Origin of the sequence: Eubacterium sp. AF36-5BH (assembly GCF_003460505.1) — a bacterium.
Lineage (GTDB): Bacteria > Bacillota > Clostridia > Lachnospirales > Lachnospiraceae > Eubacterium_G.
This window is the reverse complement of the sequence record NZ_QTVG01000007.1, coordinates 209,293-225,399: the sequence shown is the minus strand read 5'-3', so window position 1 is coordinate 225,399 and position 16,107 is coordinate 209,293. Positions and strand designations below refer to the sequence as shown.

The 16,107-nt window shown below is 32.7% G+C and carries 14 protein-coding genes and 1 tRNA gene; 5 read left to right on the top strand and 10 right to left on the bottom strand.

What is annotated here, in order from left to right:
* Nucleotides 1-73 precede the first annotated feature (73 nt).
* The 9 genes from DW006_RS09195 to DW006_RS09155 are packed head-to-tail and all read right to left on the bottom strand — an operon-like array spanning nucleotide 74 to nucleotide 8,559.
* Nucleotides 74-688: a V-type ATP synthase subunit D gene (locus DW006_RS09195; protein WP_118000014.1), complete on the bottom strand. Its 615-nt coding sequence runs from the start codon at nucleotides 686-688 to the stop codon at nucleotides 74-76.
* Between the two features lie 16 nt (nucleotides 689-704).
* Nucleotides 705-2,087 (bottom strand): V-type ATP synthase subunit B, encoded by a 1,383-nt coding sequence (locus DW006_RS09190; protein WP_118000013.1) that lies wholly within the window; start codon nucleotides 2,085-2,087, stop codon nucleotides 705-707.
* A gap of 11 nt (nucleotides 2,088-2,098) precedes the next feature.
* A complete protein-coding gene (locus DW006_RS09185; protein WP_118000012.1) occupies nucleotides 2,099-3,865 on the bottom strand; it encodes a V-type ATP synthase subunit A in 1,767 nt (588 codons plus the stop codon).
* Between the two features lie 11 nt (nucleotides 3,866-3,876).
* On the bottom strand, nucleotides 3,877-4,449 hold the full coding sequence (locus tag DW006_RS09180; protein WP_118000011.1) for a hypothetical protein: 573 nt from the start codon (nucleotides 4,447-4,449) through the stop codon (nucleotides 3,877-3,879).
* Nucleotides 4,450-4,464: 15 nt separating this feature from the next.
* Nucleotides 4,465-4,773, bottom strand: a complete 309-nt coding sequence (locus DW006_RS09175) for a V-type ATP synthase subunit F (RefSeq protein ID WP_022165203.1) — start codon at nucleotides 4,771-4,773, stop codon at nucleotides 4,465-4,467.
* Nucleotides 4,774-4,805: 32 nt separating this feature from the next.
* Nucleotides 4,806-5,228 carry an ATP synthase subunit C gene (locus DW006_RS09170; protein WP_118000010.1) on the bottom strand — a complete coding sequence of 141 codons (423 nt, stop codon included), beginning with the start codon at nucleotides 5,226-5,228 and terminating at the stop codon, nucleotides 4,806-4,808.
* A gap of 26 nt (nucleotides 5,229-5,254) precedes the next feature.
* Nucleotides 5,255-7,177 carry a V-type ATPase 116kDa subunit family protein gene (locus DW006_RS09165; protein WP_118000009.1) on the bottom strand — a complete coding sequence of 641 codons (1,923 nt, stop codon included), beginning with the start codon at nucleotides 7,175-7,177 and terminating at the stop codon, nucleotides 5,255-5,257.
* Entirely contained in the window at nucleotides 7,177-8,232 is a 1,056-nt protein-coding gene (locus DW006_RS09160; protein WP_118000008.1) for a V-type ATPase subunit, read from the bottom strand. Before DW006_RS09160 ends, DW006_RS09165 begins: the two co-directional genes overlap by 1 nt.
* A gap of 3 nt (nucleotides 8,233-8,235) precedes the next feature.
* Nucleotides 8,236-8,559 (bottom strand): hypothetical protein, encoded by a 324-nt coding sequence (locus DW006_RS09155; protein WP_022165207.1) that lies wholly within the window; start codon nucleotides 8,557-8,559, stop codon nucleotides 8,236-8,238.
* A gap of 288 nt (nucleotides 8,560-8,847) precedes the next feature.
* Here DW006_RS09155 and trmB point away from each other — a divergent pair, with 288 nt between their 5' ends.
* Nucleotides 8,848-9,486 (top strand): tRNA (guanosine(46)-N7)-methyltransferase TrmB, encoded by a 639-nt coding sequence (gene trmB, locus DW006_RS09150; RefSeq protein WP_118000007.1) that lies wholly within the window; start codon nucleotides 8,848-8,850, stop codon nucleotides 9,484-9,486.
* Nucleotides 9,487-9,557: 71 nt separating this feature from the next.
* On the opposite strand, the gene DW006_RS09145 is transcribed toward trmB, so the two are convergent.
* On the bottom strand, nucleotides 9,558-10,838 hold the full coding sequence (locus DW006_RS09145) for an AI-2E family transporter (RefSeq protein ID WP_118000006.1): 1,281 nt from the start codon (nucleotides 10,836-10,838) through the stop codon (nucleotides 9,558-9,560).
* A 288-nt stretch (nucleotides 10,839-11,126) separates the two neighbouring features.
* Here DW006_RS09145 and DW006_RS09140 point away from each other — a divergent pair.
* From DW006_RS09140 to DW006_RS09120, 4 genes are all read left to right on the top strand, one after another.
* Nucleotides 11,127-11,199, top strand: a tRNA-Lys gene (locus DW006_RS09140).
* An 800-nt stretch (nucleotides 11,200-11,999) separates the two neighbouring features.
* Complete coding sequence (locus tag DW006_RS09135; RefSeq protein WP_118000005.1) at nucleotides 12,000-13,283, top strand: GHKL domain-containing protein; 1,284 nt, start codon at nucleotides 12,000-12,002, stop codon at nucleotides 13,281-13,283.
* A 5-nt stretch (nucleotides 13,284-13,288) separates the two neighbouring features.
* Nucleotides 13,289-13,987, top strand: a complete 699-nt coding sequence (locus DW006_RS09130) for a LytTR family DNA-binding domain-containing protein (RefSeq protein ID WP_118000004.1) — start codon at nucleotides 13,289-13,291, stop codon at nucleotides 13,985-13,987.
* A 1,097-nt stretch (nucleotides 13,988-15,084) separates the two neighbouring features.
* A complete protein-coding gene (locus DW006_RS09120) occupies nucleotides 15,085-16,077 on the top strand; it encodes a hypothetical protein (protein WP_118000003.1) in 993 nt (330 codons plus the stop codon).
* Nucleotides 16,078-16,107: the final 30 nt, after the last annotated feature.

Sequence of the window (16,107 nt, the reverse complement as noted above, 5' to 3'; positions counted from 1 at the left end):
AAAAACACCCTAATCTTATTTAAATTTTTTGTTATGCAACTTCCACTTCAAAAATAAGCTTAAAAACTTATTATTAATGAACTCTTGATTTTATAACTTTTAGTCGTGTAAATTCTTCACGTTCTTTTTCTTCAAGTGCATTTTCAATAGTTTTAACAAGTACCTCATAGTTAGGTATTGTTATGTTTTGAAGAGCGTTAGCACGTTTCTGTGTTTTCTTAATGTTGTATGCCAAGCGGTATGCAGCATTTTCAATCATGGATAATCTAATTGTAAGGTCTTTTACCTTTTCAAAATGAGATTTTGCTTCGTCTAAAGATTCTGTTGTTCCGTAAAATGAATAAACAGGATTTTGAACTTCATCTTTATGTTTTACAAGTGGAATTTCAGTTCCCATAACACTTCGTGTTTTTATGTGAATATCCTGTTCAGGCGGAACGTTAAAGGCAAAAGTCTCTACGTTTTTGATGCCAAGCTCAATGTTGGCTTTTTCTAAAGCTGCATAAGCATCTGTAAAAGTTTTATCAATTTCATGCTGAATTAATTCAGCTTTTTCTGTTAGGTCCATAATCTCACGTATAAGAATATTTCTTTTTTTGTCCATTAGTTCGAAGCCTTGTCGTGCTAGAGCCAGTGAACTTTTGGCGGCCATTAAATTACCCTTAGTAGGTACTGTATTCAAATTCAATTGTGCCACCTCCTAACTAATCTGTAAATGCGTCGTAGTATTTATCTAAAATCTTTGTATCAATTCTATCAAGTTCTTCTTTAGGAAGAATATGAAGTAATTTCCAACCTAAATTTAATGTTTCGATAATGTTTCTATTAACACCGACACCTTGACCAACAAATTCGGCTTCAAAAGCTTTACCAAATTCAAGATACTTTTTATCAGTTGGTGACAATTCATCTTCACCGATAACTGAAGCCAAGGCTCTTGCATCTCCAACTTTTGCGTAAGCAGAGAAAAGCTGGTTAGCAACATCCTGATGGTCTTCTCTTGTAAATCCTTCACCGATGCCGTCCTTCATAAGACGTGAAAGTGATGGAAGAACATTAATAGGCGGATAAATGCCCTGACCATATAATGAACGATCCAACGTAATCTGACCTTCAGTAATGTAACCTGTTAAGTCAGGTATTGGATGGGTAATGTCATCATTTGGCATTGTTAAAATAGGAATCTGTGTAACAGAACCTTTGGCACCTTTTATAATACCTGCACGTTCATAAATAGTTGCAAGTTCACTGTATAAATAACCTGGATAACCTTTTCTTGAAGGAATTTCACCTTTTGAAGAGGAAACCTCACGCATAGCTTCCGCAAAAGTAGTCATATCGGTTAGTATAACAAGAATGTGCATATCTTTTTCGTAAGCTAAATATTCTGCAACAGTTAAAGCAACTTTTGGTGTGATGAGACGTTCTACCACAGGATCATTTGCCATGTTAAGGAACATTACAGTATGTTCTAAGGCGCCTGATTCTTCAAAAGAACGTTTGAAGAAATCGGCAACGTCATTTTTTACACCCATGGCTGCAAACACAACAGCAAACTTTTCATTGGTGTCATCACCTAAAGATGACTGATTAACTAACTGGGCTGCCAGCTGGTCATGTGGCAAACCGTTTCCTGAAAAAATAGGAAGCTTCTGCCCACGAATTAAAGTTGTTAATCCGTCAATGGCTGAGATTCCTGTTCTAATGTAGTTTCTAGGATATTCTCTACTAACAGGGTTAAGAGGCATACCGTTTACGTCTCTTTTTTCTCCGTTAATAGGTGGTAGCCCGTCTAAAGGCTTACCTATACCATTAAAAGTACGGCCTAAAATATCCGGTGACAGGGCAACTTCCATAGGGTGTCCTGTTAGTTTTGTATGTGTATTGGTAAGAGACATGCCTTCAGATCCTTCGAAAACCTGAATAACAGCTTTGTCTTCATTGATTTCGATAATACGTCCAAGTCTTTTCTCTTCTCCATCGTTCATTTTAAATTCGACAATTTCGTCATAAGCGGCATCTTTTATACCTTCAAGAGCAACTAAAGGCCCATTTATTTCGCTTAATCCTAAATATTCTATAGCCATGTTGCACCTCCTTATGCCTGTTCCTCAATAATTTTTGCGTAGAAATCATCAATTGCTACTTTGTAATCGTCAAACATTGAAAGTTTGTTGTTAGGAATATCATATTTAATGGCAATAACTTTTTCAAAAATGTTATTTTGTTTAAGTATGGACATAGGTATTCCCATTGCTATAAGTTTTGATGATTTTTCGTATAAATAAAGAATTGTTTTCATCATTAATAGCTGTTTCTTTAGTGGAACGCATGTATCCTGATCATGGAATGCGTTCTGCTGTAAAAATCCTAAACGTATTACTCTGGCAATTTCCAAAGTGAGTTTCTGGTCATCAGGTAAAACGTCGCTACCAATTAATTTTACAATTTCCATTAATGAACTTTCCTGATTTAAAAGAGAAAGCACCTGTGCTCTACAGGATGAAAAATCAGGTCCAACGTTTGTGTTGTACCAATTAGTTAATTCATCAGCATATTCGCTGTAACTTGTAAGCCAGTGAATGGCAGGGAAATGTCTTGCGTAGGCAAGTGATTTATCAAGTCCCCAGAAACAACGTACAAATCGCTTTGTGTTCTGTGTAACAGGTTCTGAAAAGTCACCACCCTGTGGAGATACAGCTCCAATAATTGAAATTGAACCTTCAGTTCCGTTAAGGTTTTCCATATAGCCGGCTCTTTCATAGAAAGCAGATAATCTGCTGGCAAGATATGCAGGGAAACCTTCTTCAGCAGGCATTTCTTCAAGTCGACCTGATAATTCTCTAAGAGCTTCAGCCCATCTTGATGTAGAGTCTGCCATAATTGCAACATGATAGCCCATGTCACGATAATATTCTGCTAAAGTAATACCTGTGTAAATTGAAGCCTCTCTGGCTGCTACAGGCATGTTACTCGTATTTGCAATAAGTGTTGTTCTGTCCATAAGTGGATTACCTGACTTTGGATCAACAAGTTCTGAAAATTCATCAAGAACCTGAGTCATTTCGTTTCCACGTTCACCACAACCAATGTAAATAATAATATCTGCATCAGCCCACTTGGCAATCTGATGCTGGTTCATTGTTTTTCCTGTACCAAAACCACCGGGTATTGCTGCAGTACCGCCTTTTGCCAAAGGGAAAAGAGTATCCATGATTCTTTGGCCCGTAACCAATGGAGCAGTAGTACCAAATCGTTTGTTAATTGGTCTAGGCTGTCTGATTGGCCATTTCTGTGTAAGAGTCAGGTCTAAAGTAGAACCATCATCTTTCTTAATGGTTACAATAGTGTCGTTAATTGTATACTGACCATCATCCACAACACTTACAACAGTTCCCTTAATGTAAGGTGGAACCATTGACTTGTGAACAATAGCTCTTGTTTCCTGAGTTGTGGCGATAATTGTACCGCCTGAGATATAGTCACCTACATTTACTGTAATGTGTACATCCCATTTTTTTGTTATATCAAGTGAGTTTACATTTACTCCTCTGGAAATAAATGCACCTGACTGTTTCTCTATTTCGCTAAGTGGTCTTTCAATACCATCAAAAATATTATTTAAAATACCAGGAGCTAAAGTAACGAAAATAGCACTGTCTGTACCATATATTAGTTCCCCAGGTTTTAGACCACTGGTTTCTTCATAAACTTGGATGGTAGTCATTTCAGATGAAAGACCAATAACTTCACCAACCAATCTTTCAGAACTAACGTAAACCATTTCGCCCATTTTAAAGTCTGTTTTACCTTTAATATAAACAACAGGCCCGTTAATTCCATAAATCTTTCCTGTTTTCTCCAATTGACTGCCTCCTAAAATGTAAATGCAAATTGTTCCTGTTCTTCAATAAGGCGTGTTTTAAAAGAATTGTCTATAAGAATATTTTTCTCAGGAACAATAGTTCTTGTTCCACCTAGAAATTCTTTTTTATAAACTTCAATATTTACATTAAAAGATTCATTTAAACCGTTAAGTAAATGAGAATCTTCAGGATCAATGTAAATAGTAATGTTTAAGTCACCATATTCCTTAATGATTTTATCTATTTGGTTTTCAAGCTGTTTAACATATTCAGGTGTTTTTCTATATACTATGAGTTTTCCCCTAACAGATTCGAAAACTTTGGATTTTAATTCCGACTGCTTATTTGTAATTTGTTTCTTAATAAGCATTTGGGCTGAAGCTAACTCCTTTTTTGAATTAGCTTTAACCTGATTCATTCTGGCACGTTTAGATTCTTCTGATAAAAGAGTGGCATTTTCTTTGTGAATTGCCAGTTCATCATCTAAAGATGCCTTGTAGCTACTAAGTGATTCAGCGCTTTTGTTGTTGGCACTTTCTAAGGAAATACTTCTAAAGTGCTCCATCTTTTCTTCTATAGTCATAGCCCTGTATCCTTTCTAAATTTTGATTCCGATAGCCTCGTTAATATAGTTAGTAATGAAATTCTTTTGGCGACCAAGACCATGTCGGTCGGGAATTTCTACTAACAAAGGCTGTTTCTTGTTAAGTTTTATGTCGTCTATTACTTCAGGAATTTCAAAACTTAATTTTTCTGTTATAAGTAAAATTCCAAGATTTTTATCTTCCAGAACTTTTTCAACTGCGGCTTTTGCCTCTTTACGACCATGGACAACTACGCCTTCAACACCGGCTAAACGCATGCCTGTTAAAGTGTCTACATTGTCGCTGATTAAATACATTTTCATAAAAGCCTCCTAAGCACTGTGTACAAATGAATTTATGCAACGTGTGTAAGAATAAGGAATGCAACAATAAATCCCCAAAGAGCAATACCTTCTGCTAAGGCAACGAAGATAAGTGCTTTACCGAAAATGCTTGAATCTTCGCTTAATGCTCCAAGAGCTGCACTAGCTGAGCTTGCAACTGCGTAACCAGAACCGATACATGAAAGACCAATTGCAAGACCTGCAGCAATAAGACCTAAACCGTTAGAAGAAGCTGCATCACTTGTTACAGCGGCGCTTGCTGTGTTACTGAAAATAACGATAGTTCCTAAAAGGAAAGTTCCAAAGAATGTTAAGCAGTTTGTTAAAACTGTTCTTTTGAAACGACCTTTACTCTGTTCTCCAACAAAGTAAACTACTAATGGTAAAACAATTGTAAGTAATAAAGCTACTGAAAATAAAACATTAATTAACATATTAAAATTCCTCCTGATGTTTAAAATTATTTTTTGTTTCTTTTTCTATATGGAACGAATTCTCTGCCATTTCCTTCATAGAAACGACCAAAGATTTCGTAATATTCCAAACGAAGAACCTGTATACCAACTACAAGACCTTCCATTGCTAAAACAATGATGTTTCCGATAATTACAACGAAAATATTAGCACTGCCACCATTTTCCGCACCTGCCAAAGTCATTACAACCTGCATCATGGCTGCGTGGCTGATTGCAAAAACGCCAATACGCAGGAAGGATAAGGCATTTGATAAATAAGTGATTAAGTAATCAAACAATTCAAAAAATGCTGTGGCTGCAAAAATTCCCGGTGAATCATCAATAGGTTTCTTCTTTGCCAGTATGTTTTTCAAAGGTTCCTCTAAGAATATTAAAATTAGTGGTATAACAAACATAACTACCAGCAAAGCAGTTCCAGGTAATGGATGACCTGTCATGTATAAGAGAATAACAAGAATCACACTACCGTAGAAAATAAATCCTGTTACAGCATTAGGTCCAAACAACGCTTTTCCTAAATTCTTTTGTTTTATGGCTGTAGCAATGTTTAAAATCATGGTTGTTAAAATAATAAATGAACCAAATAAAAATGCTGCAACTAAAACAATGTTAATCTCACCTAAAAATGGAAGTGTCATCATGGAATCCAAAGGTTTTATAACTGATTCAAATTCAAAACCGAAGAAACTTCCAAACAGGGCACCGAATATACATGAGAACACTCCGGCGGCACAAACAATGCCGGCAAGATCCATTTTCTTAACTTTGTATAAAATGCCACCGCCGATTACTAAACATAAGCCCTGACCTAAATCACCAAACATTACACCAAATATAAGTGCATAGGTAATTGTCAAAAACAGGGTAGGATCAAATTCATTGTAACCCGGTAAGCCATACATACGAACAAAAAGTTCAAATGGTTTGGCAAATTTAAAGTTTTTAAGCTTAGTTGGAGGAGTTGTTTTGTGATCCTCAACATCATCGCTTATAATACAAACAACATTTACGTCATTGTCTGTTTCCTTTAAAAGCTTTTTAGCTTCCTTACTTGTCATCCAACCACAAAGAACCTGAAATGTAACGCCTGAATCTTTTGTTACAGCAGATAATTTTCTAACATCAAAATTGCTGTAAGCTGACTCAATTCGTCTAATGGCTGAAACCAGTTTATCCTTATTCTTCTCGATAATCTGATTTATTTCCTGTTCTTTTTGTTTTTTCTTTTCTTCTATTTCAGTTTTTTTATTAGCTATTTCCAAACATTCGTCATTAGGAAAGCCTTTATATTTCTTTGGTATAGCTATTTCGTCAAATCTAATGTTATGGAAATCTTTCTCAACTTCATCAAAATAATCTAATGGAGCGAAGAAAACACCATAAACAAAATCCGTATCATTAAGAGTTGATATGAAAATCGCATTAATGTCGGGATCTAAGTAAGATTCAAACTTGTCGAAACTGCTTTTTGGAATTCTACCAAAACGATATTTGAAAAATTCCATATCATAAATCCTTTTAAGAGTATAATTAAGTGTCTTAAAAGGTGCTAAAATGCCATAGTCTGTGTTAAGACTTTCTATTTCTTTGTCTAAGTCATCAATTTCACTTCTAACGTCAGCCAGACTGTCATCAATTTTGTAAAGGAACTTCTCAGCATCCTTTACACCAATATTAGAAACTTTAGCTTTTTCAGGTTCCTTAACAAGTTGCATTAACTCGTGACTTTTGTTAAGTGCAGCTTTAAAAGGATTTTCTTCAGAAAAAGTAGTAAATTGTTCGTTAGAACTAAATTCCGTTAGGGCATTTTCAAGATGAATGTCATGCTTGCTTAAATAATTTTCTACCAAATTATCAATCTCAGTTTTGGGACCGGCAAGAGTGACAAAACTCATTTTTTCAATCATTATAACACCCCTTTCTTCCTATTAATATAGTGTGCAATGTTTTCACTGTCATAACCATATCGTATACATTCCATTGCAGTAATAATTTTGGCAACTTCCAAACTTTTCAAATGTAGGTAAGCATTAATGGCTGCCAAAGAGTATGGGGCAGTTTTAAAATCTTTCATATATATGGTATTTAAAACGCTGCCAAATTGTGTTTCCATATCATCATAATCATTAAAACCGTAGGTTCTGCCATAATAGCATTTGTTAAGAAGTTCAAAAAATTCTCCATCACTTTCACATTCAACAAAAGCCTTAATGTTAGAACGGTCAAGATTATAATATATTGGAATTAAAAACGAGTAGATTTGAGAATGAGAAACTGAGTAATAGTGTTTCATTCTGTAAATCCACAATATGTTAAGCAAATCAACCTGAGAACCAAAGGAGTTAACAAAATATTTCTTCTCGCCCTTTGGTACAAATGAGTCTGCATGATTCCAAATGTAACTAAAGAAAAATAAATCTAAAGACATTTCGTAATCAAATAAAACAGGGTTCTCCAAATTGGATACCGCCTTAATTACTTTCTCATAAACAGAACCATTTAGATTGCTTATAAATTCTTCCATTGTGTTAGAATTAACCAAATTATCAATATTTAATTTTGAATGTCGCTTAAAGTGTTTGTCTACCAACATTGGTATAGTGCTGCTACGACTGTCCATAATATTGCGCATACAGGCTTTCAATGTGGCAATTTCATATTTCATAAAATAAAATTCCAAATATTTTCGCTGTGACGTTCCTGCAAAATGAAAAATCTTGGAAAAATCATGATAAGTTGAAAAAGTCAGTCGACTTTCTATTTCACCACGATGAGCCTGAGTAGAATCAATTCCGGATAAAACTTCCGAGTATGCCGGAAAAGTCTGAAGATAAGTAAGTAGTTCAGACACAGTTTTTAGTCCTGTAATTTCTTCGTATTGTTGGGAAGAAAGCAGTCGTTTCTTCATAGCTCTTATTTTGGTAGTCATACCACTGTAAGCAGTGAGTTTTCCTGATTTCATTGACTACTCCTTAATAATATTGTTAAAAATCTCCTGTGCAAGAGATTCAGTTTTTTCATTATATGCAGACTCTAACTTGGCAAGTTCAGCGTTGCAGTCTTCCTGATATTTAGCGATTTCCTTTTCGCTTTCCTTTGCAAGAGTCTTCTCGTATTCATTAACCTGCGCATTAACCTGATCTTCTAAGTTCTGGTCAAAAGCCTGCTTTTCCTTGCTAATGTAGTCAGCATATTTGGCTTTTTCATCCTGAGTTTTCTGCATTATCTTAGCAGAAGCAGAGTCAATGTTTGCAAGTTGGTCGATAATACTGTTAAGTTCCTGACTCATAGTAGGTCCTCCTTATTTTGATTGGCATTACAAATTCATAAAACATTTGATAAATATAGGAAGTTTTATAAATTAATATGCCGTAAATATAAAAGAACCGGTTTTTGTACCGGTATTTAAAAATCATACATGAGTAATAAATCTCACAATTTAACTTTAGCACTTTTACAAGAAATTACAATAAAAAACTTGAAAAATTGTGCAATTAATCATAAAATCTCTTAGAGACAATAATATATGAATATAATACTTTAAAAATTGTTAAAATATACGCAAAAGGAGAAATTCATGAGATTAAGAAATGTACCCGGTTCAAGAGAAGCCATTGCCGATAACGATATGGCAATTAATGAACCAACAGAACTTAAAGGAAAGTGGAAGGAAGAGTTTGGAAATGACAACCCTATTAGAATTGAAATAGGAATGGGTAAGGGAAAGTTCATTACAACTCTTGCAATGGAAAATCCAGACATTAACTATATTGGAATTGAGAAATATTCAAGTGTACTTATTAGAGCAATCGAAAGATGTGAAGAGATTGAAGTACCTAACCTTAGATTTATAAGAATGGAAGCAGAATATATCTGTGATGTTTTCGAAAAAGGTGAAGTGGATAGAATTTACTTAAACTTCTCAGATCCATGGCCAAAGGACAGACATGCTAAAAGAAGATTAACTTCAAAACAGTTTTTTGAACGTTATGATGTAATTCTAAAAAAAGATGGTATTGTTGAATTTAAAACAGACAATGATTTATTATTCCAGTTTTCATTAGAGCAGGTTCCGGAAGCCGGCTGGGAATTAATAGAACAAACATGGGATTTACATAATGATGAAAGATTAATGCAGGGAAATGTTATGACTGAATACGAAAGCAAATTTTCACAAATGGGAAATCCAATACACAAGCTAATTGCCAAAAGATAATTTATTAGAAAGTTAAAAAGAGGAAAGGTTAAGCAAAAAACTTAATCTTTCCTCTTTTATATAGTAAAAATTTATTTTTCTTCTGTCTGATTTTTAAATCTATCTTTTAATTTATTATATAATTTTTTATTAGGTTTATTTTTTCGTACTTTTTCATTAGTTAAAATTGGTAGGTCTATATTCTTTTCTTTAAGTCGTTTGTCTACGGCATCCTCAGTTAAACCGGTAATAACCGCAACACATGGAACACCAAGCAGCATACCGATAACACCGGCAAACCATCCACCAATAGTGATGGCAAAAATAATCCATAAAGGTCTAAGACCTGTTGAGTCACCAAGAATCTTTGGACCAATAACATTACCATCAAGCTGCTGAATAATAATAATTAAAACAGCGAATACCAATGCACTCTTTGGCGAGTAAATGCAAAGAAGTAAAACACTTGGTACACCACCAATGAACGGTCCGAAATATGGAATCATATTTGTTATACAAACAACAATGCTTACAAGCAAAGCACAATCGGAAAATCCTTTAACACCAAAGAACGAAATTACAATCATTGAAACAAAACATAAAAGACCAATAATAAGTGAGTCTACCATTTTGCCATCAAAGAAATCACTGAAAATTTTAATTGAACGTTTTGTCACATACCAGATTCTTTCAGCACGTTCTTTTTTGAAAAATGCAAAAACAACACGTTTAATTCCACGAGCCTGCATTTTTTCATCAATAATAAGGTAGCATGATACAATAATGGCTACAATAAAATTAATAGCAAACTTCACAACAGAAACACCGGTTGTAACAATAGTAGTTGTAAGTGTTGAAATGAATTTGCTTAATGTACTTTGTAAAGTAGTATCAGCGTTAGTAACGGTATTCTGAATATATTTAAAATCAATATCAGGATATCTTTTTGAAAGATTATTAATAAAATCCATAATACTGTTTGCCCAATCAGGCATTTTGTCAAGTAACTGCGTCAAACTGTCAATAATCTCAGGAATAAGATAAACCAAGCCAACTACCAAAACAGAAATAACAAGCAAATAGGAAAAAAGAATTGCAAGTAATCTGTTTAATGCATTATTTGTAATGTGAAGCCATTTCTTAAAAACAGTCTTTCTCATCCAAGAAACAAGAGGGCTAATAAGAAAGGCAATTAAAATACCCATAAAAAAAGGTGACAAAGTAGATAACAGAGTATTAAGGGTGGCTGAGGTTGATTCCCAAAAGAAAACAGCTCTAATAATAATAGCCATAATCAAAACAGTTACAGTGCTGTAAATGCAAATAGTAAAATATCTACTGTTACCTTCGAATTTGTTTTTGTTATCGCTCATATAAGTCTCCTAAAAAATTCAATTTTATTTCCCACTTTTGTGCAAGCACAAGTAGGCTAATAACTTTTTGACACTGTTAAGTATAAATATAAAATGAAATAAGTACAAGGGTAAAAGTTGTACTTATGGTAAAATAAATTTATATATAATAGGTAGAAACTACATCAAGTAAGGCAAAATAATAAAAAATTACAAAAAAGTTAAAAAAATTTGAAAAAACTCTTGAAAAAGTGTGAAGGCTAGTATATAATAACACTTGTCGCTGATGAAGTGACAAAAATAAAACAAGCGCCTCTAGCTCATTTGGTAGAGCACCTGACTCTTAATCAGGGTGTGCAGGGTTCGAGCCCCTGGAGGCGCACTTGCGGGTACCGTTTCGGACATTAAATTGCCTGGGGTGGTACTTTTCTTTGTGCGTAAGCAATGAGCAGTGTAAAATGGAAAGAAAAAGGACGATATGGTCTGAATGCTTGCATTCAAGACAGAGCGTCTTTTTTCTTTTTATTTAATGCGGCGAATGCCGCATCAGCGAGATGAAACTAAGTGCAATCGAGCTGTGCACTGCCTTATTTAAAGGCACATTCCGCAAAATCCCTTATAAAACCAGAAACTTCTCTGAAACATAAAAGTAACTTGTTTTCCCCTGAAAAATACAATCTTAAAATAACTACCAATCTACATATTTCAGTTTTAAAATCATTATTAAAAAATTAATGTAACAACAACATCAACATTAAAAAACATCAATAAAAATTAGACTAAATTGGAAGGAAAAAGGTTCGAAAAAATCAATGTTATGTAAACCTTTCCCACAAATCTTCCCACAAGTTGTGGGAAGGATGTTATTTTCGATTATATTTTCTTATATCTATTCATAAATTATTTTGTTAAGCGTATATTGATACCATTTAGGAAATTAAGACATACACTTAGGAAAAAACCATTTACATTAGAAAAAATAAAAGTAATATGTACTTGTACGGACAATACTTTAGTATATACGGGAAGGAAAAGTATTGTACTCATACATTTACAAATGGTTTCTTAGATTTTTCTAGAAACACATATTATTAATATATAAAATGTTATTATATATATTCCTTTTGCAATGAAGGTTGTTTTGTTATAATGGATGTAACTTAGTAACATCAAGAGGAATATATGAATCTATTTATAGCAATATTAACAGATTTCAGCCATTTTATAAAAATAATAATGGCAATGAATTTGTTTGGAAATTTTGAAGAGAGAATTAATAAGTATAAAATCATATTGATAGCTACAATCATAGCACTGGCATCAGGTATTATTTACTTTGATGAGAAAATGAAGATTGGTTCAATTGTATACTTTGTTACAACATATGCAGTGTTTAGAATATGGTATGCAGAAAAAAGAAAGTTACTGCTTTTATTTTCTATATGGATTCCATTTATGATGTCTATGATAGACACTATGTTTTTAATTTTGGTAAAACTCTTTTGGGGACTTTTACCGTTTGACATTAAGAGCTTTGAAGAACTTATGGCATCGGTTTTATCGTTAATGTTTATTTATACGGTAGGCTATATTTATAGGAAACATTATCAATACGGATTGAAAAAAATAGAATATAAAAATCTGGTATTACTGACAGTGCTAATTGTTGTAAATTCCATTGTGGTGATGACGGTTGCAAAAGTTGTAACAATTGAATTGTCTGAAAAACATAAACTACTATTTTCAGGTGCGTTCATAGCTGTTATAGTTGGGATATTCATACAATTGGGGGCAGTAATTCTACTTAAGGTTTCAAAAAATGTTTCTCAGGAAAGAGAACTGGAAACAAAAATGTACTTGAAGGAGCAGAAAAACTATTATGAATATCTTGAAGAACGTGAAAAAAACACAAAAAAGTTCAGACACGATGTTAGAAATCACTTAGAATTGCTTACAAAACTTATAAATAGCAAACAGTATGAAGAAGTAAATGACTATTTAGAAAAAATAAACATAAAAATAGATGAGTTGGGAAATGCAGTTAGCATCGGAAACGGAATAGCGGAAGCAATAGTGAATAAATACTATTATCAGGCAATAGATTCAGGTGTAAAAATGAAAGTTTCAGGTGTTTTACCTGCAGAGTGTAGGATTGATGCTTATGATTTATGTACAATATTTTCAAATATCTTAAGTAATGCCATAGAAGCAGCAGGTAAGTCAAAAAAGAAACAGATTTATTTAGATTGCAGATACAACGATGAAAACATAATTATAAACATAAGAAATACCTATAAGGATAATGGACAATTTAAAAATAAGAATCTGGTTACAACAAAAAGTGACAGAGAATATCATGGTTTCGGACTTGAAAATGTTAGAGAATGCGTAGAAAGGAATAATGGTCTTATATACATAGAGATAGGAAAGGAAGAGTTTATGGAAACTATTTCTATAAAAAGGTAAATAACATGAAAATTGCAATAGTTGATGATGAGGCTTACTGGAGAGAAAAGGCAGAAGAATGCATTAAGGAAGAGATGAAAAATGAAATAGCGATTACAGTGTATGACAATCCAATATCCTATTTGGAATCTAAGGATGAATATGATATATCTTTAATAGATATAGAAATGGATGAGTTAGATGGCTTTGAAACTATTAAAAAAGCCAGAGAGAAAAATAAGGATACCATCTTTATGATATTAACAACACATACGGAAATGAGCAGAAGAGGTTATCTCGTAAATGCATTTAGATATTTGGACAAAGTGAATTTAAAAGAAGAGCTGAAAGAGGCGTTTTATTCAGCAAAAAAATTGCTTGAAAAGGATAAAAAGATAACCTTAAATATCGTTGGAGAAGCACAGCAGGAGGTAGCGCTAAAAAACATTTATTATTTTGAAGCACAAAGACATGGGGTACTGATTTATACGACATTGGGAGTAAAAAGATGTAACGACAGTATGTCGGAGATGGAACAGAAACTGGACAATAAATGGTTTTACAGATGCCATAATTCGTTTATAGTAAATCTGGACGAAATAGAATCACTAAAAGGCACAGTAATATATATGAAGAACGGTAATGATATAGATATATCAAGAAGGAAGGTCAGTGAGTTTAAAAAGGCTTTTTTGAAAAGACAATATGAATGTGCAAATGGTTAAAAAGTCACGCAAGTGGCTTTTTTTTGCTACAAAAGTATGGGAAAAATATTAATAATAAACATTTTCACATTTAGAACTACCATTTAAGTAAAAATATATACCATTTAGGCAAAAGATATTGAGTTTATGAAAGTAAAATGATATATTCAGATTGTTTTGAAACAAAGATTGAGGGAGGAGTAAAATAATGAAAGTTGAAAAGAAAAAAATCGTTATCCTTTTGATAATGATAATATCAATTTTAATTTGTTTGTTTAATTTTATGAGTATTATAATGGATGATTTCTTTTGGAAAACACAATATACAGTAATTATGTTTTTTATTGATACAATATTAATTCTATTATTAATATTTTCTAGAAAAAGAAGTTAGAATTGATGAAGGATATTAATAAAATGTTATAGGATAGGAATTGTAATAGTACTAATTTCATCATTCTTTGCATAGAAGATAGCTATTATTTGGAATAAAAAAGAAAAATGGATAACTAATTATTACAGATAAATGTATTAATTAAGTATAAAACCTAAAATCCTTCCCACAAACACTTGAACTTTTTACATTTTATTATAAAATACCATAAAGTTTTATATTGCCCGCAATGCCCGATAAATAAAGGAATTGCGGGCATTTTTATAACACAAAATAATGCATAATAAACTGATATAAAATGCCCTAGGGCTTTCAGGGTGTGCAGGGTTCGAGGTCTCAATTGGCATTTCGGTCGATGCTTCTGCCAAGGGCAGAGTTGTCCACAGGACAACCGCATCCCTGGAGGCGCACTTGCGGGTAAATTAAAGTGGAGAGCAGCAAATGTTAGGCGTTCTATTCGTAATTATTGGTGCAATAGAAAAGCATAAAAAACAGGGCAGGTAGCTTTAAACACTGGAATTTTTGACAAATATATGAATACATATTATTATAAAGTTGTATGCGTTTTGTGTACAACTTTATTTCATAATGGGGAAGTATGAAAAAGTACATATCTAAATAAAAACTTACAAAATCTATTTCTAAAAGTTTCAGTTACAAGTTTCATACATTTTTCCATTACAGTAGTTTTAACATAAGATAAAACAAAATTCAGGAGGGAAATATGAAAAATAAGAAGAAATTATGCATAACTATTGTGGTGTGCCTGGTGGTTGGAATTATCAGTGGAATTGCGTATTTCCAAGTTGGTAAAGCAGCAAAAAAAGACAACAGTCAGGTAGTTAATGAAAGCTCTACTACTAAAAAAGACAAGGGTAAAACCGGAAAATCTTTGTTAAATGAAATTAATATAAAATCTTACAAGGACATTTCAAAAATTGTTGTAGGTGAAAATTCACAGGAAGATGTATCATGGGTAGAACCAATTCAAACAATAACATTCACAAATAAAGATGATATTGATTATTTATATAATCAACTATCTAAATTAAAAACATTGAATAAAAACGGAGCTGATGATGAAAATGAAGTAGAAGCTCCCAAAAAGCGAACAATAAAAATATATGGGAAAAAAGGGTTAAATATTTTGATTAATTATAATCCAACTAGGGGAAGTCTGATTGGAAATATATATGAAAAAGATAAAAGTGTAAAGACTTTTGCTTTTGAGAATATCTCTGAAGAATTTAATAATTGGCTTATTAATCAATGTGATATTCAAATGAAGACAGATTATTCAGAACAATACAATAGGTATCAAAAGATGCAAAAATATGTTACTGCATTACAAAAATATGAAGGTGAATCCTGGTATAGCGGAAACGAGATTGCACTGGTTGATGGCGATTTGAAACTAAAAGTTTTTATATGCAGAGATAACAGTGAAAATCGCAAAAAAATATTAAAAATTGTGGATTCACCAGAGGACATTGTGTTTGGAAATAGAGAAATTTCTTATGCAAAATTAAAAACTGTAAAAGAGTTTATTAGCAATCAAATTCTTCACGACAGAGAAAAATATGACTACATAGTTGGATGTGCTATTACTTCCAAAGAAATCAAAATTACCATGTCAGGTAATGTAAAAAAATCACAAATAAACGACTTTTTAACAGAATTTGAAGAGTATAAAAATTATATAAATATAGTCAAATAAGATGTAAAAATCAGAAAAAAATCAACGCTT